The organism is Pelosinus fermentans DSM 17108 (genome assembly GCF_000271485.2).
Lineage (GTDB): Bacteria > Bacillota > Negativicutes > DSM-13327 > DSM-13327 > Pelosinus > Pelosinus fermentans.
In genome coordinates this window covers 1,487,140-1,509,014 of sequence record NZ_AKVN02000001.1, presented here as the reverse complement: position 1 = coordinate 1,509,014, position 21,875 = coordinate 1,487,140, and the positions used below count along the sequence as shown (strand labels likewise).

At 39.0% G+C, this 21,875-nt stretch carries 22 protein-coding genes and 1 tRNA gene; 11 read left to right on the top strand and 12 right to left on the bottom strand.

Features of this window, described 5'->3' with window-relative positions:
- The first annotated feature begins 91 nt into the window (after window positions 1-91).
- The 4 genes from FR7_RS06665 (at window position 92) to FR7_RS06650 (ending at window position 2,313) form a co-directional block, all read left to right on the top strand.
- Window positions 92-739, top strand: coding sequence for a MotA/TolQ/ExbB proton channel family protein (locus FR7_RS06665; protein ID WP_007931095.1), 648 nt, complete (start codon window positions 92-94; stop codon window positions 737-739).
- The gene (locus tag FR7_RS06660) at window positions 726-1,133 is read left to right on the top strand and encodes an ExbD/TolR family protein (RefSeq protein WP_007931097.1); all 408 of its coding nucleotides are present in this window, start codon (window positions 726-728) and stop codon (window positions 1,131-1,133) included. The genes FR7_RS06665 and FR7_RS06660 overlap by 14 nt, the downstream gene beginning before the upstream one ends.
- 7 nt (window positions 1,134-1,140) lie before the next feature.
- Window positions 1,141-1,842 (top strand): energy transducer TonB, encoded by a 702-nt coding sequence (locus FR7_RS06655; protein ID WP_007931098.1) that lies wholly within the window; start codon window positions 1,141-1,143, stop codon window positions 1,840-1,842.
- 252 nt (window positions 1,843-2,094) lie between these two features.
- A complete protein-coding gene (locus FR7_RS06650; protein ID WP_007931100.1) occupies window positions 2,095-2,313 on the top strand; it encodes a hypothetical protein in 219 nt (72 codons plus the stop codon).
- A gap of 196 nt (window positions 2,314-2,509) precedes the next feature.
- Here FR7_RS06650 and FR7_RS06645 read toward each other — a convergent pair whose 3' ends face one another.
- Window positions 2,510-3,364, bottom strand: a complete 855-nt coding sequence (locus tag FR7_RS06645) for a Cof-type HAD-IIB family hydrolase (protein ID WP_007931109.1) — start codon at window positions 3,362-3,364, stop codon at window positions 2,510-2,512.
- A gap of 163 nt (window positions 3,365-3,527) precedes the next feature.
- Window positions 3,528-3,950 carry a VOC family protein gene (locus tag FR7_RS06640; RefSeq protein WP_007931112.1) on the bottom strand — a complete coding sequence of 141 codons (423 nt, stop codon included), beginning with the start codon at window positions 3,948-3,950 and terminating at the stop codon, window positions 3,528-3,530.
- Between the two features lie 195 nt (window positions 3,951-4,145).
- On the opposite strand from FR7_RS06640, the gene FR7_RS23790 reads away from it, so the two are divergent.
- A complete protein-coding gene (locus tag FR7_RS23790; RefSeq protein ID WP_007931114.1) occupies window positions 4,146-4,283 on the top strand; it encodes a hypothetical protein in 138 nt (45 codons plus the stop codon).
- A 10-nt stretch (window positions 4,284-4,293) separates the two neighbouring features.
- Window positions 4,294-4,959: a DUF421 domain-containing protein gene (locus FR7_RS06635; protein ID WP_007931116.1), complete on the top strand. Its 666-nt coding sequence runs from the start codon at window positions 4,294-4,296 to the stop codon at window positions 4,957-4,959.
- 71 nt (window positions 4,960-5,030) lie between these two features.
- Here the strand turns inward: FR7_RS06635 and FR7_RS06630 are convergent, their stop codons facing one another.
- Together FR7_RS06630 and FR7_RS06625 are read right to left on the bottom strand one after the other, a co-directional pair.
- Complete coding sequence (locus tag FR7_RS06630; RefSeq protein WP_007931119.1) at window positions 5,031-5,240, bottom strand: capping complex subunit for YIEGIA; 210 nt, start codon at window positions 5,238-5,240, stop codon at window positions 5,031-5,033.
- Between the two features lie 2 nt (window positions 5,241-5,242).
- A complete protein-coding gene (locus FR7_RS06625; RefSeq protein ID WP_007931121.1) occupies window positions 5,243-6,166 on the bottom strand; it encodes a YIEGIA domain-containing protein in 924 nt (307 codons plus the stop codon).
- Between the two features lie 195 nt (window positions 6,167-6,361).
- On the opposite strand from FR7_RS06625, the gene FR7_RS06620 reads away from it, so the two are divergent.
- A tRNA-Arg gene (locus FR7_RS06620) sits at window positions 6,362-6,438 on the top strand.
- Between the two features lie 157 nt (window positions 6,439-6,595).
- Here the strand turns inward: FR7_RS06620 and FR7_RS06615 are convergent.
- Both FR7_RS06615 and FR7_RS06610 read right to left on the bottom strand, forming a co-directional pair.
- Window positions 6,596-7,897, bottom strand: coding sequence for a M18 family aminopeptidase (locus FR7_RS06615; protein WP_007931122.1), 1,302 nt, complete (start codon window positions 7,895-7,897; stop codon window positions 6,596-6,598).
- A 504-nt stretch (window positions 7,898-8,401) separates the two neighbouring features.
- Window positions 8,402-8,791, bottom strand: coding sequence for a bacteriohemerythrin (locus tag FR7_RS06610; RefSeq protein ID WP_007931123.1), 390 nt, complete (start codon window positions 8,789-8,791; stop codon window positions 8,402-8,404).
- A 213-nt stretch (window positions 8,792-9,004) separates the two neighbouring features.
- Between FR7_RS06610 and FR7_RS06605 the strand changes: the two genes are divergently transcribed.
- Both FR7_RS06605 and FR7_RS06600 read left to right on the top strand, forming a co-directional pair.
- Window positions 9,005-10,330, top strand: coding sequence for an aminotransferase class V-fold PLP-dependent enzyme (locus FR7_RS06605; RefSeq protein WP_007931124.1), 1,326 nt, complete (start codon window positions 9,005-9,007; stop codon window positions 10,328-10,330).
- A gap of 161 nt (window positions 10,331-10,491) precedes the next feature.
- Window positions 10,492-11,781, top strand: coding sequence for an aspartate aminotransferase type Ic (locus FR7_RS06600; protein ID WP_007931125.1), 1,290 nt, complete (start codon window positions 10,492-10,494; stop codon window positions 11,779-11,781).
- A gap of 73 nt (window positions 11,782-11,854) precedes the next feature.
- Here the strand turns inward: FR7_RS06600 and FR7_RS06595 are convergent, their stop codons facing one another.
- From FR7_RS06595 to FR7_RS06580, 4 genes are all read right to left on the bottom strand, one after another.
- Window positions 11,855-12,175 carry a carboxymuconolactone decarboxylase family protein gene (locus FR7_RS06595; RefSeq protein WP_007931126.1) on the bottom strand — a complete coding sequence of 107 codons (321 nt, stop codon included), beginning with the start codon at window positions 12,173-12,175 and terminating at the stop codon, window positions 11,855-11,857.
- A gap of 60 nt (window positions 12,176-12,235) precedes the next feature.
- Window positions 12,236-13,147, bottom strand: coding sequence for a 5'-nucleotidase (locus tag FR7_RS06590; protein WP_007931127.1), 912 nt, complete (start codon window positions 13,145-13,147; stop codon window positions 12,236-12,238).
- 96 nt (window positions 13,148-13,243) lie between these two features.
- Window positions 13,244-15,841 (bottom strand): ATP-dependent chaperone ClpB, encoded by a 2,598-nt coding sequence (clpB, locus tag FR7_RS06585; RefSeq protein WP_007931128.1) that lies wholly within the window; start codon window positions 15,839-15,841, stop codon window positions 13,244-13,246.
- Window positions 15,842-15,881: 40 nt separating this feature from the next.
- On the bottom strand, window positions 15,882-16,883 hold the full coding sequence (locus FR7_RS06580; RefSeq protein ID WP_007931130.1) for a DnaJ C-terminal domain-containing protein: 1,002 nt from the start codon (window positions 16,881-16,883) through the stop codon (window positions 15,882-15,884).
- 412 nt (window positions 16,884-17,295) lie between these two features.
- On the opposite strand from FR7_RS06580, the gene FR7_RS06575 reads away from it, so the two are divergent.
- Window positions 17,296-18,993 (top strand): methyl-accepting chemotaxis protein, encoded by a 1,698-nt coding sequence (locus tag FR7_RS06575; RefSeq protein ID WP_007931132.1) that lies wholly within the window; start codon window positions 17,296-17,298, stop codon window positions 18,991-18,993.
- A gap of 212 nt (window positions 18,994-19,205) precedes the next feature.
- On the opposite strand, the gene FR7_RS06570 is transcribed toward FR7_RS06575, so the two are convergent.
- Window positions 19,206-20,324: a trans-sulfuration enzyme family protein gene (locus tag FR7_RS06570; protein ID WP_007931135.1), complete on the bottom strand. Its 1,119-nt coding sequence runs from the start codon at window positions 20,322-20,324 to the stop codon at window positions 19,206-19,208.
- A 294-nt stretch (window positions 20,325-20,618) separates the two neighbouring features.
- Complete coding sequence (locus tag FR7_RS06565; protein ID WP_007931137.1) at window positions 20,619-21,101, bottom strand: CBO0543 family protein; 483 nt, start codon at window positions 21,099-21,101, stop codon at window positions 20,619-20,621.
- Between the two features lie 203 nt (window positions 21,102-21,304).
- Here FR7_RS06565 and FR7_RS06560 point away from each other — a divergent pair, with 203 nt between their 5' ends.
- Entirely contained in the window at window positions 21,305-21,835 is a 531-nt protein-coding gene (locus FR7_RS06560; RefSeq protein WP_007931139.1) for a CBO0543 family protein, read from the top strand.
- The last annotated feature ends 40 nt before the right edge of the window (window positions 21,836-21,875 follow it).

Sequence of the window (21,875 nt, the reverse complement as noted above, 5' to 3'; positions counted from 1 at the left end):
CAGTCTGACGCTGCTGCTTTGCTTTTGCAATACATTTTTTTTATTGCTAAAATATACTCACAAAAATTATTTATAAGGAGCTAATATAATTATGGAATTTTTAAATCATTCAATAGAATTGTTTCACAAGGGCGGTCCTGTCATGTATCTTTTAGCGATCTGCTCGCTATTCGTGGTGGCAATTGCCGTCGAACGCGTTTTGTATTACAAAAATACATTTGCTAACACACAGGTCTTTCATCAGGCACTGCAGCCTTTATTGGAAAAGCAGCGTTTGAATGATGCCATTCAATTATGTGAGCAGAAGCCACATACACTCTCACAAGTAACCTTAGCAGGGCTTTTGGCTTCCCAGCGAAACGGTCAAGTAGAAAATGCTTTGGAAAGCAGTGCCACATTAGCAGCTGATCGTCTGCGGGAACGCCTGGATGATCTGAGCACGATTGTTACTCTGGCCCCACTGCTTGGGCTATTAGGAACCGTTATCGGCATGATCAATTCCTTTAGCGTATTTAACGTACAGTCTGGACAGCCTATGGCCATTACAGGCGGTGTCGGAGAGGCACTAGTTGCCACTGCAACAGGTCTTAGTGTTGCGACATTGGCTCTTGTTTCCCACAGCTACTTTTCTCGAAGAGTTAACCGTATGATCAGTGATATTGAGCAAACAGCCGCATTAGTCATCAGCTATATGCCATTAAAAAAAGCAGCACGGAGAGAAACACATGAGATTGCGTAGTTTACGAGTAGATAGTCAACCACAATTGATGATTATCCCTATGATTGATATTATTTTCTTTTTATTAGTGTTTTTTATGATGAGTACTCTTTATATGGTAGAGCAGCACACCATTCCAGTGAATCTGCCCCAGGCAGCATCTGTTCAGCAGGATAAACCCAGCAGTATAAATATTACAGTCCTGGATAATGGCAGTGTAATGTTTAATCAGGAAGAAATACCGCTAAACTTGCTGGCTAAACGAGTCAGTCTGGAACTGGGAAAACAACCGGATAATGTTTTTGTCCTAAGAGGCGATAAACAAGTACCATACGGTCAAGTAATCGCCGTTCTGGACGAACTAAAGTTAGCCGGAGCTCACCGAGTATCGGTAGCGGCAGAGAAAGTGAGGTAAATCAGCTATGTCCTATGCATTTCATTGGCGTAAAGCCATGGCTGTATCTTTTTTCCTTCATATTATCCTTTTGGTGACGGCGGGCTATATCGCTTCTGGATTTACAGCTTCCTTGCCAGTACAAGAAGAGGTCATCCTAGAAATGGATTTAATGAGTGACCCGGCAGATCGAGCTGGAAATAGTCCATCTCTACCGGAGCCTCAGCATTCCCAGGATATACCAAAACCAATTCCAACGGAAGCAGCACCAGTAGAAAAAATTCAAACACCTACTCCAGTTGTCAAATCAGAGGCTGTTGTTACAGCCAGCGATATGACCATGACGGAGGCTGAAGCGCCAAGTTCCTCCTCCTCGTCATCATCCAGCGAAACTAGCAGTTCTAGCAGTACTGCAGCATCTGCCCCAGTAAGCGGCGGCGGTTCCCGCGGCGGTATTGCTGCACCAGGTATCTTATCCAAAGTAGATCCCTCCTACCCATCAGATGCCAGACAGGCTGGTTTGGAAGGTACTGCGGTACTACGAGTGCAGATTCTAGCAAATGGTCGTCCTGGTGAAATTTCTGTAAGCCGCTCTACTGGTCATTCATCCCTAGATGATGCAGCAGTAACTGCAGTAGCAAAATGGAGATTCGTACCGGCTAAAGATAGGGATAGCGGCAAAACAGTAGCATGTTATACATCATTGCCAGTATCCTTTCGCTTGAAGTAGAAATATCATAAAAATCATAGGATTTTAGTTCGATACATAAAAGCACAGAGTACACGAAGGAATTCAACTCCCCTCGTGTACTCTGTGCTTTTCATGTATACTTTCTTTTTTCTCTGCCTTTTTTATAACTTACATCATACTATATTGTAACAGAAGCTTTACTATTTTTTTGTTATAATTTTCAAAATATTCAGCTTAATATCTAGACTACGCTTATGCGGAGTGATATAATCAAACCAAGGAGATGATAATATGTTTAATAACTATCCATCAGCTTATTTATTACTATTATCCTCAACAATCTTCTTAGTAATTTATCTTATTGCACCAATTGTTGGATCATGGCATCTGTTATGTTCCATCGCAGTGGATGTTCTTAAATTTTCAGGTACTATTGTCTGTATATTTTTCTTACTTTGTGCAGTAATCGAAGCTGCCCATAATCTATTCTTAAAGAATCGACATCATTAAATGGGGACTGCAGTATGGTTGTTTATCTTATAAAGCCTCGCTAATTCTTTATTAGAATTTTGCAAGGCTTTTATTTTATTCTTAAAAAATAAAACATTTTGAAACGCGAAGATGCGAAGACTATGAAAAATTTGATTAACCCTAATACCTCTTCGTGTCCTTTGCATTCCTTCGTGACCTTCGCGGTTTAATGTTTTTAACCCAGAAGCTTGTGTATCATATAGGCTACACCCTTATCGTCATTCGAAAGAGATACATACTTACAGATTTTTTTGACGTCGTCTTCCGCATTTTCAACTGCTACACTGAAACCGACTCTTTGCAGCATAGAAATGTCATTATAGTTATCACCAAATGCCATTACATGATCTAACGAAATATCTAAATGTGCTGTCAAAGCCTCTAATGCATTACCTTTGGATGCAGAGGGATGAATCATTTCAAAAATATCCTTGCCCGCTATGGTCATTGACATACCTGCATAATTACTAAAATACTCCCTCCCATGACGCAACTTATCACCATCCAAAGTGATCGCTGAAATATTACCAAAAACAAAATCTTGCTCTAGCACTTCATTAAAATTATTGACAAACACTGCACTATCTAAGGTTAGAAAAATATCGATTCCTTCCTTAAGCTTCTCAGGTGTCATCTTCTTGACATGGTTAATTGCATTTTCATAATCACGGGTTAAGATCGTATGCGCATTAGCTGGGATGTATACGAAATGATCCGTACATAATGTATAGAAATACTTACGATAGTTAAGCCAATCAAGAGCTTCTTTTACGTGATCTTTATCCAAACCAATCGCTTTTATCTGATTTCCATTTTTATCATACACAAATGCACCATTATTTGATATTACGTGAGGTTTAAGTCCGGCACGTTGGCATAGCGCCAAAACATTTCCATAATTTCTGCCTGTTGCAATCGCAATTTCCATTCCTTTGCTTTGAGCTGCCTTAAGGGCTGCAACATTTTCTTCAATAACCTCATGATTCGAATCCAGAAAAGTGCCATCTAAATCAGATACGATTAATTTCATAATTTATCACCTACACTAGAAATGAGTGCTCATCATTTTTTTATTTTCAATACATATCTTCGTATAATAGACCCTTGCATCATTATATCGTAATGTATCATACTCCTCAATTACAATAAGTTAAACTGTATTAGTACAGCTTTATAAAGAATTAAAACAGTTATTACAAGATTAAAGCATCTTTTTCATCAAAGCTGATCATGGGGTTCCAGGCAACTTCCCATAAATGACCATCAGGATCGGCGAAGTAACCGCTATAACCACCCCAGAAAACATTCTGGGCTTTTTTTATGATCTTTGCACCTGCTTTTTCAGCCTTAAATAAAACCGCATCAACCTCTTCTATACTTTTAGCATTGTGTGCTAACGTAATTCCTGAAAAACCTGTACCTTCTGCACTTACGGTTATATCTTCTGCAAGTAAATTCCTAGGATACAAGGCTAAACCCACACCGCCTAAATCAAAGAAAATAATACTATTCTGACTCGCATTGGAAGGTTTCCAGCCTAAGCCATCCCGATAAAACTCAAGAGATACAGCTAACTCTTTCACTCCTAAGGTAATTAAGTTTAACTTTTGTCGCACAAAAACACCCCCAGTAATGTTATTCTAGGTTTTATTATCCTACACTTTAAACTGCTTGTCTACCAGCGCTCCAACAATAAGTATGCGTTCTGCCAAAGATAACTGCTGAATCTGTATAGCAAATAAAGTAATGCGTATATTAATACTGTATCTGCAGATTACTAAATAACCATCACATCGTTTCAAGGAGGAAATATGACAAATGTATTTGGCGAATTCTTTGGCACTTTATTTCTAATTTCTTTTGGCTGTGGCGTGAATGCAAATCTTACTTTAGAGAAATCTTACGCCAAGGAAGCTGACTGGATTTGTACTACTAAAAATTTAGTTTAGGTGATGTAAATTGGGTACTCTTGATTTCTCCCTTATTTGGAAAACCTTGCTCACGATACTTTACGGCACACTTATTTTACGCATTGCAGGACGTAAATCCCTAGCCCAAATGACCGTAGCACAAACGGTAGTCATGTTAGCAGTGGGTACCGTTCTAATTGAACCCCTTGTAGGAGCTGAACTAATCGATACCTTTGTGCTAGTTGCAGTTGCTGTGTTTACTCTGATCGCAATTGAGTACTCTGAAATCAGATTTCCATTCTTAAAGAAAATTTTTACCGGACATCCTGTAGTGCTCATTGAAAATGGAGAAATGAAACGAGAAAGGCTCAAACAAGTTCGAATGACAATTCAACAACTAGAAATGGAACTTCGTCAAGCAAGTATTTCTAAAGTATCTGATGTAAAATGGGGAACCATTGAACCCAATGGACGATTTGGATTTATACTCAAGGATGAATTACAACCTGTTGACCGCTGGGAATTTGAACGCTTGCTTGATCGATTGGCAAACATCGAAAAATCTATAACAAATCATTCTAATGAAGCTTTCGATGCTCCTCCTCCAGCACCTATTGGAAATGAAATAAGAGATCCCCACTCGGAAGAAGATGTTTTTGAAAAATTAGTAGACAACGATAAAAAAACTCTGGGCTGGGCAGCCTTTAAAAAATAGAAAGTAAACCACAGAGGCACTGATGTGTCCTCCGTGTACAACGTCCCCCTAAAGTTACAAATTCTTATTTTTTAACTTTTAAGAATCAAATAGATCCCATTACTCAATTGTGTTACATCCCCTTTTACTGTCTTTGCTATCTCAAGTGTTAGCTTTTGCTGCTCTTCTTCATCCTTAGCCTCAAGGACGAATGCTTCACCTGCACTTAGTATTTTATGATTTGAGAGAGTAACAGCAGCAATGATTGCTGCTGTCTGCTTTTGTGAACTTTCATTTCCCATATTTAATCCTCCACTGCTTTTGATCGTAATACGGCATGACTCTTTTTAACGGATTCCAATAATGGTGTATTCTTAACTACGTCAATCAGTTTCTCAAGATCTCTAACGATAGGTACAAATAATATGATGATTCTCCCCGTTTCATAATCTTTGCGTGTGAAATTATATCGCTTAGCCCCAAGTGTCCGAGTCGCTTCAAAAAGAATTGCCTTCCGCTGCCCAAAATTATGAAGTGCAATAGCAGAATGTTTCTGGTTGGGTTCAATGATAACCGCTACTCCTTCCTTCGCAATCATCTTCTGAGCATTCTGAGTTCCTGCAAGATTGGTTACAAAGGTACCTTCTACAGAAACTTCGCAGCCTTCTACTTTTATTTCGGCAAGACGAACAGCTGCAACATCCCCGACACTTTTCCCCTTGGAAAATCTGCTAATTACCTGATAAACAATATATCCGGCAAGAACCCCTGCCACCACTTGAAACATTATACCGATGTGCAGTGCAGCAACGATCTCCATAGAAGCAGCCGACGACAGAGAAACAACCAATGCAAAATAATTTCTTGCTTCAAAAGTCTTGGCGATTCCATCTATGTACGCATTCCCACGAGGAGTGTACTCGGTCTCCTCCAAATCTTTCAAGCTCTCTCTTTCCGTTTTTCTAACATCACGAAAATTTTGAACAGCCAATGCAAGAAAAGTGACAGCCGTGTAATTGTTCGACTTGATAGCTGGAATGGCAACGGCTCCAATGGATGCGGCTACAAATGCCAGCACTACATGAATGAGAACTCCATTGGGGTAGGAAGGATATTGTTTATAATCGACCTTTAGTACAAGCAGCCTTGCCATTGTTCCCATTGCGATTGCGATAATGATTAACCACAAATCTTCAGTAGATATAATCATTGGTCCGCGTCCATCCATTATATCGCCTCACTTTCATATTTCATCTTGTCATTCATCAACGGAAAACCGTACTTAAATCCGTCTACCTTTTAAGAAATCAGATGTAATAATTATTATTTCTTTGATCCAATAAAAAAATCCTCAATTTAATATTACTAATAAAAAATTGACATTTCAGCTGTCATTCGTTACAATGGATTATGTGACTTAAATGGCTCCGTAGCTCAGCTGGATAGAGCACTTGACTTCGAATCAATAGGTCGGGGGTTCGAATCCCTCCGGGGTCACCATGTAAATTAAGCCTTCGCAAGTTTTGCGAAGGCTTTTCTTATGTTCATTTAATAATAAAAGCTGCCTGTCACTTCTCATCTAGTAAGTAATAGGCAGCTTTGCGATTCACAATATTTTATTGTTATCAGAACGCATCAGCGTCCTGCTTATTGATCCTTACAACTTATAAAATTCTTCAAAAGATGCTGTTACATACGTATGATCTAAGACCCCGCCCAATTCCCTGACAGAATGCATAGCAAGTATAGGAGTTCCCATGTCCACAGAGCGTATCGCTAAATGAGCCGATGTAATAGGACCAATGGTGGAGCCGCCTGCTAAGTCAGAGCGATTAAGAAATTTTTGTACAGGTACCCCTGCTTTTTTGCATATTTCTTCGTAAACTGCATCAGAATTACTATCGGTAGTGTAGCTTTGCTTGGCACTAATTTTAATCACAGGTCCTTTATTTAAAATAGGTCTATTTACAGGATCATGCTTTTCCCCCATATTAGGATGTACGGCATGGGCAAGGTCTGCAGAAATCATAAAAGATTTTGCCAGTGATCGAAAAAATTCTTCTCGTCCCTTGCCCTGGGATATCAATATCCTTTCTAAGACCGTAGAAAGAAATGGTGAATCTCCTCCCTGCTTGGTCCTACTTCCTATTTCTTCATTATCAAAGGCAATCAGTACATTTGTTGCTTGTGCTGCCGGGGCTCTTAAGAGTGCCTCCAGACTTGCATGAACCATCGCTAAATCATCTAATCTTCCTGATGATATAAACTCATTAGCAAGACCAATGATACTGCCCTTTTCGTATTCATAAAGGTATAAATCAAAATCAATAATACTTGCTGCGTCTACCTTCAATTCATTTGCAATCTCATTGAGCAGATAATTTCCCGCTTCTAACCTTTCATTTACATGGGCCAAAAGTGGCAGTGTATCTCTTTGCGGATTTAGTTCTATACCTTTATTAATTTCTCTGTTCATATGGATTGCAAGGTTCGGAATAATAAGGATCGGTTTTTTTATATTTACAAGCTTAGTTGCTGGATACAAGATATTTTCACTTCTTACCGTAATTCTTCCCGCTACACCTAAAGGACGATCCAGCCAGGTGTTTAGGATAGGACCGCCATACACTTCTGTATTGAGTCTGATATAGTTTCCTTCACTAACCATCTCTGGTGCAGGCTTAATTCTAAACGTCGGTGAATCGGTGTGCGCTCCTATTATCTTAAAGCCCCGCTCCTCCAGATTTCCAATTCCCAGAACAAAAGCAGCTATTGCAGAATCATTCTTGGTTACAAAATATTTACCACCTTTTTTAAGATTCCATGTTTCATCTTCCCGAACTTCTATAAAACCGCTATGATGCAGTCGCTTTTTTATTGTATCCACAGCATGAAAAGCCGTTGGACTTTCATAAATAAAGTCAATAAGTTCCTGAGCAAACTCTAATTCTTCTATCATTTTCATAAACCTCCCATTTCATTTATTGAAGCAGTTCACAGATAACAGTTCGATACCTATTCCCTGTATTTACCATTGAAGATAAAAATCCTGCAAATTGCTTTTTAGTTTTGACAACAATCTTAACTGAATTAGGAGTACCTCCTGAACATAGGATTTATGGGTCTGCCGCCTTAGGTTTCCCCGAAAGAAGTACTCCTAAACCTGCGCCAAGAAAAGCCGGTACAATTACAATTGTAAAATAACGTGCATATCAATAAACGGTGCCGAGCCTTTTTAAAAATAAAACCTTTGAATCGCGAAGACACAGAGATTGGCGAAGAACACGAAGGGGAAAGCATTTACGTTAAAACTGTGAAGATATAAAACATATAAAATATCTCTTCGTGTTCTTTGCATTTCTTCGTGTCTTCGCGATTCATTATTTTTTACATAACGATATATCGCAAAAATTCCTAGGAGGGCTTTGTTCTCCTAGGAATACTTTTTTATGTAAAAAAATGATTAGGCCACGATTAGTTTGTCCTCTTTCATAATGTGTTCCACAAGCCAAAGGCATACAAAATCTAATATGCTTAGTAAATATTCATTATGCCCGTTATCAATTTTATTGACGTCGATATTTTCCATTTTATCTAAAAAGTCAGTGTGTGCAACCTTATGGGAAAGAAACTTTTTATAGCCAATACTTTTCATATACTCTTCTTCATCTTTAAAGTGATCTACTGTATAGTTTTTTAACTCGTCAATGATTTCCATAATATGATCATATTTATCCAAGATCATTTCATTTTTCAAAAGCTCATAAATTCGATTTGCTATTCGAAATAGTTCTTTATGCTGTTCATCAATAGATTCTACTCCCAGGCTATATTTGTCTTCCCATTTTACCATGACTGTAACAGCCCCCTTTACATTTTAATCATTTAATGTAAAGACATTATTCTTTCTTTTCATTGATTTTCCTCTATTCTCCAGCAAATTTATCACTCTTTTTTTAATTTTTTTATCTATTGCCTTGTGTAAAATCCCTTGGTTTATGCATAGAATAACATATAGTGTAAATACTTTATGAAGAGTATCCAATATCAGATTGGAGGACACAATATGATACTACACTCAAATCTTAGAAATTTGGTAGTCGGAGTAGAGGAAAAAGTGCCCTTAATCAATGGCAGCAGCGTTACTTACATTAATTTTGATAATGCAGCAACCACTCCCCCCCTACATGCAGTCATGGACGAAATAATTAATTTTGCCCCCTGGTATTCATCCATTCACCGCGGTACAGGTTACAAATCCCTGCTTTCATCTGACATCTATGAAGAAGGAAGAGACGTGATTAAAAGCTTCGTGAATGCAGATCATCAGAAAGATGTTGTTATTTATACAAAAAATACCACTGAGTCTATTAATTTGCTGTCTTATGTTTTAGCAGAAAAAGATGATAAGCAGGTCATCCTCGCCTCCGATATGGAGCATTTAGCGAATGATCTGCCTTGGAGAGATAAATTTACTATTGATTATGTTACGATCGATAAAAACGGCATGTTTTCTTTAGAAGATTTAGAAATGAAACTAAAAAAGTATAGAGGAAGAGTAAAAACAGTCGCTGTTGCTGGAGCCTCTAATGTAACTGGCTATAAAAATCCAATTCATAAAATCGCCAGATTAGCTCATCAGCATGGCGCAAAAATTCTTGTAGATGGAGCACAATTGGCACCTCATTCCCCGATTGATATGAAAGACCATGCTTCTCCGGAACACATCGATTATCTCGTATTTTCTGCCCATAAAATGTACGCCCCCTTTGGCATCGGAGTTCTCATTGGTCCCCAGGAAACCTTCGAAAGACAAGAGCCTTTTTGTAAAGGCGGCGGTGCAGTAGAATTAGTTTCACATCAATTTATCGAATGGTCTCTTTCTCCTCATAAAGAGGAAGCAGGCACACCTAATGTTATGGGTGTAGTAGCGTTAACAGCAGCAATTAGAACCTTAATGTCGATTGGCATGAATGTCATTGATCAATACGAACAAGAACTGATCCACTATACCATTCAAAAATTAACATCCATTCCTGATCTAAGATTATATTGCTGCGCTGAAAAGAATGAAGATCGACTAGGCATCATTTCTTTTGCTCTTCCAGGTATCCATCATGAATTATTAGCAAAGATGCTCTCCTATGAAGGGGGTATCGCTGTAAGAAGCGGTCTATTCTGTGCTCATCCCTATGTTGAAAAACTGTTAGGTCTAACCCCTAAAAAGTTAACCTATTATCAACAGCAACCTGATATTCCTTTTCCTGGACTAGTACGGCTAAGCCTAGGATTCTATAATAACAGTAATGAAATCGATCTCTTTATTGATTTATTAAGTGAAATTGCCCAAAATAAACAGGCATACAAAGAGAAATATCAATCTGAATGTTAAACTGCTTACTTAAATTAGTAAGTTTTTTTTTGCTTTAGTATGAAAAACGATCATTGTCTCTCATACGTATTCAGAATACATACTCTCGTTTTTGTGAAAACCTATTGCCTTTGGCTTACTAGTTCCAATATAATGAAAGAATGTGAAGGAGAGATGTAAAAATGAGTAAATTGAAAGACATGAGTAACACCACATTACAAGGCTATTATGCTGAATTATCTAAGAGCTATCAAGATTTTCAGGCGCAAAACCTTAAATTAGATATGTCCCGGGGAAAACCCTGCACCGAGCAATTAGATCTTTCTGCTGATCTTTTAGATTGCCTTACCAAATCCGATTATAAAGCTTCAAATGGAACTGACTGCCGAAACTATGGCGGAATCGACGGCATTCCCGAAGCAAAGAAACTTTTCTCTTGGATTTTAGATGCCAAACCCGAGGAAATTATCATTGGGGGTAATTCCAGCTTAAACATGATGCATGATTTAATTTCTCGCGCCATGCTGCATGGCCTGCCAGAAAGTGATGTTCCTTGGAGTAAGCTGCCAAAGGTAAAATTCCTCTGTCCCAGCCCTGGCTATGATCGGCATTTTGCCATTTGCCAGCACTTAGGAATTGAAATGATCAGGGTTAATTACCAAGATGATGGTCCTGATATGAACCAAGTTGAAAGTTTAGTGGCCTCCGATCCAGCAATTAAAGGCATTTGGTGTGTACCAAAGTATAGTAATCCCACCGGTATTATCTATTCTGATATCGTTGTAAAACGTTTGGCAGCAATGCCTGCCAAAGCACCTGATTTTCGTATTTTCTGGGATAATGCTTATGCAGTACATCATCTCACAGATACCCCTGGCACATTACTTGATATTCTGCAAACCTGCAGTACCGCAGGTCATCCTGACCGTGTTTTTGAATTTGCCTCAACATCTAAAGTTAGTTTCCCTGGAGCTGGAATTGCTATGCTGGCCAGTAGTGCCAACAACATTAATTGGCTTAAAAAACAGCTTAATATACAAACCATCGGACCTGACAAATTAAATCAGCTGCGGCATGTCCGCTTTTTCAAAAATGAAGCCGGCATAAAGGAACATATGATACGGCATGCAGCCATTATTAAGCCTAAATTTAATTTAGTCCTGGATATCTTAGAATTAGGGCTGGGCGGCGAAAACATTGCTTCATGGAGCAAGCCGCAAGGCGGCTACTTTATCAGTCTCGACACTCTTACAGGATGTGCAAAAAAAATCGTAGCAAAAGCGGAAGCCGCCGGTGTCCTACTCACTCCTGCTGGTGCTACCTACCCTTATGGCAAAGATCCCGAAGACAAAAATATTCGTCTGTCTCCCACCTTCCCTCCATTGTCAGAATTAAAACAGGCTATGGAATTGGTCGTACTCTGCATAAAGTTAGTTAGTGCAGAGCAGGAATTAGCTGCTAGAGGATTGTAAATCATTATTATATGAATATATGTAAATGCTAAAAGGCTCCGTATTTGATATACGGGGCCTTTTGAGTATAATCTTATTCCTGATCATAGGCATTTAAAGCGATTGGTAAGGATTGGATCACTACGTTTCCTGCTGCTGGCAGTCCCACTAGAATAGCACTTATGACTTCTTCTCTGGTCGCTCCTACTGCTTTCGCTTGTTTTACATGAAAAGGCAGTCCGCCTTCCAGCCTTAATGCTGCTAATACAGATAGATAGGAAAGAGCTTCTGTTTTCTTATCCAGCTGGCTTGCCTCACCCCACTTTTTTACCGTCTCCATCCATACTTTTTGATGTTCTGGAGCCTCTGTTAAAAAAGTCTGAAAGGCATTACTTATTAACAATCTATCTTTCATTTCTAGTCCTCCTATACGATGTATTTCTCTTGGAATAGCTTTTTTTCTTATATTCACTAATCAGTAACTGTTTGTTACACCGCTTGGTACATGCCCTGTTGGCACTACTTTTGATGCATTAATGCAGTAGGTATGCTGATCATCAAAAAAGATATGGGGGTTAAAACTTTCTAAAATGGCTGCTTTATCCAATCCTCCTAAAAAGAAAGCCTCATCCACTGTAATTCCCCATGACCGCAATGTCTTGATTGCTCTTTTGTGGGCTGGTGCATTTCGTGCTGTCACAAGTGCTGTTCGTATTGTCTTCTTCTCCTTATTTTTATAAGCCTTCTGCACATTATTTAAGGCCGTTAAAAAAGACATGAAAGGACCAGGAGGCAGCGGTATTTCACTTTTTTCTGCTTCATGTTTTTTGAATTCTTCTAATCCCATCTGCTGATATATTTTTTCCGCTTCATCACTAAATATAACTGCATCACCATCAAAAGCAATGCGGATTTCCTCCATATCGTCCTCTTGCTTTACATAAGTTCCTGCATAAATGGTAGCGCTGGCATGCCCATTTGCCAGGGCAAGTGACACATCCTCTGGATTGGCAGATAAAAACAAATCGGCTTTAAAGGCTTTTAAATACTTATATGGCGATCGTCCCCTGGTAAATGCAGCCCTGGTAATATCCAATTTATGCTGCTCTATGGAATTGAAAACTCTCAGGCCAGTATTAGGATCATTTTTGGAGATTAGAATAATTTCTACCATAGGTTCTCCCGTTTCAGGATCTCGCAGCTTCAGCAGCCGTTTTATTAATGGAAAGGCTACTCCATGATTCAGCAGCTCATTTTCATGTTCAATCTGATATTTTGTGTAGGGTTCTTCTCCTTTTTCTTCAAAAATCTTATTACTGGCATCTAAGTCAAAAAGAGCACGTGAAGAGATGGCAATTACTAACTTTCCATCTAATGTAACTGGCATGTACAGTCCTCCCATTTGGATAATGACTTTAATACTTCATTCTATTTACCATAAAATAATAAACTCCTGCAAAATGTTTTGCAGGAGTTTATTATTTTAAAGACTTACAGCATCTATTGCCGGGGTTAAGAGAATTGTGCCGTCTTGCGCTTTTAGTTTCACGGTACCGCCTTCCATGATTTCACCACGGACTATTTTTTTGCTTAATTCTGTTTCGATAGACCTGCTAATCTGGCGGCGCAGTGGTCGAGCACCAAATGCAGAATCATACCCTTTCTTGGATAGTAAAGTTAAAACCGCCTCATCCCAAACCAAGGTAATATTCATCTGCTTTTGCAAACGCTTATTCAAGTTTTCCAATAGGATTCCTGCAATTTTACTAACTTGCTGCTCTGTAAGGGCATTAAAGACAATAATATCATCAATGCGATTCAAGAATTCAGGTCTGAAATGAGACTTGAGCATGCTAAGAACTTTTTCTTTAGCCCTCTCGAATTCATTTTGTAAAATTTCAGCCGATCCTAAGTTGGAGGTCATTATAACCACTGTATTTTTAAAATTTACGGTTCTGCCTTTTCCATCTGTTAATCGTCCATCGTCTAATATTTGCAGCAGCACATTAAATACGTCACTATGAGCTTTTTCAATCTCATCCAGCAAAATTACGCTGTAGGGGCGACGGCGTACCGCTTCTGTTAATTGTCCTCCTTCATCGTGACCAACATAACCTGGAGGAGCACCAATTAGGCGAGCCACGGTATGTTTCTCCATATATTCACTCATGTCTACACGAATCATGCTGCGCTCATCATCGAATAATACTTCTGCCAGGGTTTTTGCCAACTCCGTTTTACCGACCCCTGTTGGACCAAGGAAGATAAAGGAGCCAATTGGACGATTCGGATCTTTCACTCCTGCCCGCGCTCTGATGATGGCTTCACTGACAGCCTGCACAGCATCTTCCTGACCTACGACTCTCGTATGCAAAATACTTTCTAAATTCGCCAGTTTTTCTCGTTCTCCCGCTAACATGCGACTAACCGGAATACCTGTCCAGCGGCTGACAATCTTAGCGATATCATCTTCACCGACTTCTTCTTTTAACAGAACTTTGTCATTATGTTTTTTGCTTAGTAATTCATCTTCATTCTTTAACCGTGCTTCCAGCTCTGGCAGTTTACCATATTTGAGCTCTGCCAAGTGAGTAAGGTCATAAGCTCTTTCCGCAGTCTCCATCTCCGCTTTAACAGATTCAATTTCCTTTTTCAAACCACGCAGACGCAGTATAGCTTCCTTTTCTCCCTGCCATTGGACTTTCAGCACATCTGTTTCTTGACGCAGATTTTTTAGTTCTTCTTGAATCGTATTCAATTTCTCCAAGGAAGAAGCATCACTCTCTTTTTTAAGAGCCTGTTCTTCAATTTCAAGCTGCATAACCCGGCGCAGAATCTCATCCAGTTCACTGGGCATTGAATCAATTTCTGTACGTAATTTCGCACCAGCCTCATCAACCAAGTCAATCGCTTTATCAGGCAAGAAGCGATCGGAAATATAGCGATCTGACAGTACAGCTGCCGACACCAGAGCACTGTCTTTGATTCGAACGCCATGATGAATTTCATAACGCTCCTTTAAGCCCCTTAGTATGGAAATCGTATCCTCTACTGTAGGCTGATCCACAAGGACCGGTTGGAAACGACGTTCCAAAGCAGCATCTTTTTCAATATGTTTACGGTATTCATTCAAAGTGGTAGCACCAATACAACGAAGTTCACCTCTTGCAAGCATGGGTTTTAAAATATTGCCAGCATCCATAGCTCCTTCCGCAGCACCAGCTCCCACTACCGTATGAAGTTCATCAATGAACAAGAGAATTTTTCCCTCTGATTTAGCAATTTCATTTAAAACATTTTTCAAGCGTTCCTCAAATTCACCCCGGTATTTGGCACCAGCCACTAAAGAACTAAGATCCAGGGAATATAAGCTTTTATTTTTCAACGTTTCTGGTACATCCCCAGCTACAATGCGCCGAGCTAACCCTTCTACAATCGCTGTCTTTCCAACCCCGGGTTCACCGATTAGCACAGGATTATTCTTGGTTCGGCGAGATAGTATTTCTATTGCTCTGCGAATTTCTTCATCTCGACCAATAACAGGATCTAATTTTCCCTGTTTAGCCATTTCGGTCAAATCCCGCCCATATTTTGATAATGCCTGGTATCCTTCTTCAGGGTTGTCGCTGGTAATCCGCTGTCCTTGACGATATTCCTTTACAATCTGCTGAATACGGCTGCGATGCAGCCCAAATTCCCTACAGACTTCCACTACATCACTATCACCGTCTTCTACAACAGCTAGTAATAAATGTTCTGTACTGATAAATTCATCTTTCATGCCGGATGCAATTTTTTCCGCTAATCCCAGCACCCGAATCATTGCCGTATTCATTCGCAAACTGCCCTCTTGACCGCGAACAGAAGGCTGATTCGTGATTAATTTCTCTACCTTGGCCTTTAAGAGTTTAACATCAATTTGTGATTGAGACAAAATTTGCCCAATCATACCATCTTCTTCTTTGACTAGTGCTAATAATAAATGCCTGGTACTTACTTCTTGCTGGTAATGCAGCGCAGTTAACTGCTGCGCTTCCGAAAGGGCAGCCAATGCCTTTTGCGTGTATTGTTCTTGATTCATACTATTTACCTCCTCTATATAACGAGCATAACAACCTTAATCATATTTCTTTGTGCCGCAGGGCGAAAATCTGTTTATAAAGCTCCAATTCTTCCTTCCTTTGATTTCGCGGAATATCAATCTGAATTTTTATATACAAATCCCCTAACGTTGCATTCTTCTTAAATCCTCTATCTTTTAAACGAAGTTTCTGACCAGAATGGGTTCCTGGCTGAATCTTCACTTCAACTATCCCTGATGGAGTATGCACAGAAACCAGATCTCCTAAAACAGCTTGTTCCGGATAAATCGTCAAATCACCCTCTAAGTCGATCTGGTTGACAACACGCCAATTGGAGTGAGGTTTCATCTCTGCATGAAGATACAAATCACCATTTGCACCATTATTAGAACCTTTGCCCCCCATTCCTTTTAGACGAAGCACAGTGCCAGGATAAGACTTGCCAGGAATTTTGACCTTTAGCTTTTTGTGTTCTTCTATGACTCCTGCCCCTTTACAGGCAGTGCATACGCCCCTGCTGGTAAAACGCTGTCCTTCACAGGCAGCACAAATGACTGGTACATGAATTTGAATTTCTTTTTCTGCTCCCGTCATCAGTTCTTCCACTGTCAGGCTGATTGTGGCTTCCACATCGTCCCCTTCGTATCTAGGCTGCCTTGCCTGATAACTTCTCCCATAACCATCTGACTGTCTAGAAAACTCCTGCCCAAAAATGGAGGAGAAAAAATCGCTGAAACCAAAGCCATCCATTCCATCCATATGATACGTCTGATACCCGGAAGCATTGGGTGGCGGCTGAAATTCTTGACCCATCCTCCAGTTTTCTCCTAATGTATCATACTTTTCCCGCTTGGAAGCATCCCCTAATACCTCATATGCCTCATTGATTTGTTTAAATTTTTCTTCTGCCTCTTTCTTTTCCTTCCCTTTTTGCACATCAGGATGATATTGCCTGGCTAGTTTACGATATGCCGTTTTAATTTCTTTATCAGTGGCGGTCTTTGGCACACCTAAAACTTCATAATAGTCAATAAATTTCATACCTTTCACCTACTTTCTCCAATAGCTGCAGATTTATTTCTTGCAGCTGTTTTATCAAATTTTGCATCAATACTGTGATTTTTATACTTCCTTGTGTTTTGGGGCAATAGAATTTGATCTTAATCCAAAAATCCTGTGTATTTTACATAATATTAACCATTTTCCTTACTAATATTTTATCAATCTTTCTTATTAAAAGTCAATGTTTTTATTTGACCATTTGACTTTTATTTTTTATAAGTTTACATTTTATATTGACAGAAAAAGATTTTATTGGTTAAATTAACTATAAACCAAAGTGCTTCATCAGCCAAAAATGGTTATTTTTTTCAACCAGTTCAGTGAGAACAAATCTCAATTTCCTAGTTAAAGGACGATTCTGCAAGAAAATAATTTTGTTAGGGGTAAGTATATGGAAAAAAGAAGATGGTCAATTAAGTTTCAACTATTAGGTATTTTTCTAATTTCGGTTGTTCTGTTAATCGCGTTGTCTCTATTTTCTTCTTACAAATTCAGTGATATGGGAAATAGGGTAGAAAAGGTTCAATCCTACAGTATTCCAGAAGCTTTCCAAATTCGAGAAGCCTTTGCCCAGCTGCAACGGGCTCGCATTGATCGCTTAAAATATACCCAATACAATGACCCACAGTATGAAAATGCGTATCGCACGGAAATTGCTGAAGTGATCAAATTATTGACAGCCTATCGTAAGGCAGCTGCCAATGATGCCGCTCAAACGGCTGCGGATCAAACTCTTAACAATGTGATCCATTTTCGCGATTACAGCGATAAAATCATCCTTGCACAAAAAGCCGGAGATAGGCCTGAAATGGCAAAGCAAATCAAGTTCATGGTAAAGACCTCGGAAGATCTTGATAAAGACTTTGACAATTTATTTGCAGTTCAAGATGGTATTATTAAAGAACAAACAACTTATATTGATGCAAGTGTCAAATCCCAAAATTCCTTTGCAATTATAGCCAATATAGGCGTTTTAATTCTCGTAATCGGATTAATCTTTTGGTATAGCAATCATATGAGCCGTCGATTCAATCACTTAAAAGAAACATTAAGTCATATTGCCCATTTTGATTTGAGTACTGCCGATATTACTTCAACCCTTAATGATGAAATCGGTGACATGAACCAAGAAATCATTCTCATGAAAAATAACTTAAAAAAAATGGTCACTACCCTTCAGTTGAGTACAGATACGTTGTCCTCTTCCAGTCAAGAATTAAACGCGACTGTAGAAGAGTATACCGCCTCCGTCTCTATTGTTGCCTCCACTGTGGATGAGATTGCAGCAGGTGCAAATGAAAATTCTCATAGCATTGATGATATCTCTGGCACTCTTGCACAAATTAATGCCGGAAGTGAAGAGATGAACACACAAGCTTTGGAAGTAAGCACCAATACAAACAACGCTGTAAATGAAGCCCAGAAAGGAATGGAGTTACTGGGTAACGTGGTCAGCCAGAATAAAAATGTAAGTACTGCTATGGTAGAAATCACTACAGCAACGGATAAAATTTCTGATTCATCTGACAAGATCAAAGGTATCGTAGAAGTCATCAACTCAATTGCTGCACAAACAAATCTTCTTGCCCTTAATGCAGCCATTGAAGCGGCACGGGCTGGTGAATCAGGCAGAGGATTTGCAGTCGTAGCGGATGAGGTTCGCAAGCTCGCTGAGCAATCAGCTAATGCCACTACCGATATTGCCATCATCATAAATTCCATGAGTCAAGAGATTGTAACTGCAGTAGGAGTGGTAGAAAAAGCAAATGAGGAAGTAGCCAAAGGGAAAGAATTTGTTGATCAGACACAAAAAGAATTTGATTTAATTCATGAGAAACTATCAATTGTGAAATCGGGTATTGGACAAATCACGCAAGTCATTGCTGAAACAGCCTCAGGAACCCAGAATGTAGCATCTCATATTCAGCGGATCAGCTCGATTGCTCACCAGACCTCTACAGATACCAACGTTGTAGCACAAACCATTAACCAGCAAGAAAATAACATGAATGAAATTCGTACAAATGCTGAATCATTAGCCTCCCTTGCTACCGAACTGAACGAAGTAGCTTCTACTTTTAAAATCTAGTAAAAAAAATGAAGACGTGCTGTAAATATATACGGCACGTCTTCAATATTATTTTTTTAGCTTAGAATAGTTTGCTAAGGAGAACGCTGAACCACAGAGGACGCAGAGCACACTGAGAGAAAATCCTTACCCTATCTTTTCTCAGTGTTCTCTGCGCCTCTGCGGTTCGGTTATATTTTAGGGTATTTATACTTGCTCTTTCGCAAATTATTTTATCCTAATGCAGTATTCAGATCGGCAATCAGATCATCTATATTTTCCAATCCTACTGAGAATCGCAGTAAATTATCAGGAGTTTTACTCTGGGGTCCTTCAATGGAAGCCCGATGTTCAATTAGACTTTCTACCCCACCGAGGCTTGTCGCTCTTTGAATGATCTTTAACCGTCCGATAAATGCCAAAGCCTCATCTCTATTGCCTCGCACTTGAAAGGACAGCATTCCACCAAATTGACTCATCTGCCGCAATACAATATCATGTCCTGGATGATCGACTAGCCCTGGATAATATACTTTTTCGACTCTAGGATGTTTTTGTAAAAACTTGGCGATCTCTAAGGCATTCTCCGAATGATTTTTCATACGGCAGTTTAAGGTCTGAATGCCCCGCAGTACCAGCCAGCAATCAAAGGGGGCTGGTACTGCTCCGCCGATTTGCTGCAGCATGCGAATTTTATCAAAAAAAGCATCCTTTACTTTACTGATTACAGCACCACCCAAAACATCACTGTGTCCGCCGAAATATTTAGTCGTAGAATGGACAACAATATCAGCTCCCAATTCCAAAGGTCTCTGCAGCATCGGAGTCGGCCAAGTATTATCACAAACACAAAGGGCTCCTGCTTCATGAGCAATGGCTGATAGAGCAGAGATATCGGTTATCTTTAACAAAGGATTCGAAGGAGTTTCCAAATAGATAATCTTAGTATTGCTTTTAATCACTGCCCGAACTTGAGAAAAATCATTTACATCCACATAACTTACTTGTAGTCCCCAGGGTTCTAAAATATCTTGCAATATACGCGTAGTTCCATGATATAAGTCCTGAGATACGATGACATGATCTCCAGGAAGCAATGCCTGAAATACATTCAAGATAGCTGCTAAACCAGAGGAAAATGCAGCGGCTCCTTCTCCCCCTTCTAAACCACACAAACACTTTTCCAAAGCATCTCGATTCGGATTGCTTAAACGGCTATAAACATAACCACGAGGATAGCTGCCATCTGCGTCACGTTCAAAGGTTGTCGACAAATGTATCGGAGGTGCTATTGCACCTGTCTCTTTATCGATTTCATGCCCAAGATGAATTGCTTTTGTTTCAATTTTCATATCCCATCCTCCTCGTATATTGTTTAAAATCATTTTTATAACATCTTATTGAATAAAGAAAAAGGTTAAAGCCGGTTTAATCCGTACTTTAGCCTTCATAGTTCTGATCAGCTATTTCATTCCTCGTCATTGAGATAAAATGTTCCTATGCTGTTATGGATGCTCTACGATCTCATTACTTATATGACAGTAGTTTATCACTTATCAAAAGGACTGTCTACTAATATGTGAGCAATTGGCTAGGATTTGCTGCGCGAATCTCATTTATGTTTTTGTTGAAGCTAATTGAAATTGTTACTTACACCCAAAATAATTACAACCCCAACGGAAAAAAGCTATAAAAGCTCTTGAACATAAAAATGTAATCATGATCGTATAAAAACTAGTAAACCAGCTCCAATCTAAATATTCAATCAGCTTAGTATATAATTCAATAGGATATTCGATGGCAGTAATGACTGCACTAAATATCGCTGCATAATAAATGATCGGCCATAAACCTCGTTTTCTTGTAACTTGATTATATAAAATACACGCAGTGGGAAATACCCATAATTCAAATAAGATGCTTGTGTTATAGTAATGGGGCAGCAACCGAATCGGATAGTCCAATAACTTTAAATTCACAACTGGACTTCCCCATGCGAAGTCAATAACGGATTTAAAGAGAAAAACCACAATCCAATCCCGAAAATATCGCCAATCAACGGCGAAGATCAACAATAACAATGTAATTACTATTGCAATTATAGTAATAATCGTCTCTGCACTAAACATTTCTGTATATCCCCCACTGTTCATAGAGTCTTTAAGATTATTATTTTGTACAAATTACCTTATTTTATCCTTCAACGCTCCTTTTGTTTATGAGAAAAACGCTTCAACCTTTAGGGCTCATTATTTTCTTAACGCATTAAGAATTAGTACATGCAGGGGTTACATACACTATTGTATAAGTAATATAATAAGGTGGATGCTAAATGATAGAGTTGTTTATTTTCAGGCTTTTATTAGTATGTGCTTTTATCATCGGCGTTTATAGCTTTGGAGATTGGAAAAATCTCCAGAGCTATTATCCAACTATGCTTTTTGTCATGGTTGTGAATTTAACCTCCTCCCTCTTGACCTATCATCATATTTTATGGGGGTTTGGTCCGGACTTTTTTGTAACAACATCTACTGTCGTTGAATTACTTAACTCTTATATTGCCCTACCAGCTACGGTATTTATTTTCTTATCCCGTTTTCCTTCATCTGGAAGGCTGATTCAATATGCTTATTTTGCCTTATGGGTTTTCATTTTTAGTACCATTGAATTGATCGATTACACGTTAGGAGGAATCTCCTATCAAAATGGCTGGTCGTGGCGTATATCAACCTTGTTTGATGTTGCTCTTTTTTCCTTTGTAAAAATTCATCATTCAAAACCCTTCTTGGCCTGGTCTATCACATTCTTGTTAGCAGCGATCATATTATTTGTATTTGATTTTCATACAGCTGAGATGAAATAGTCTATTTTTTTCAGTTTTTACCCGACATGGTGAAGGTTTT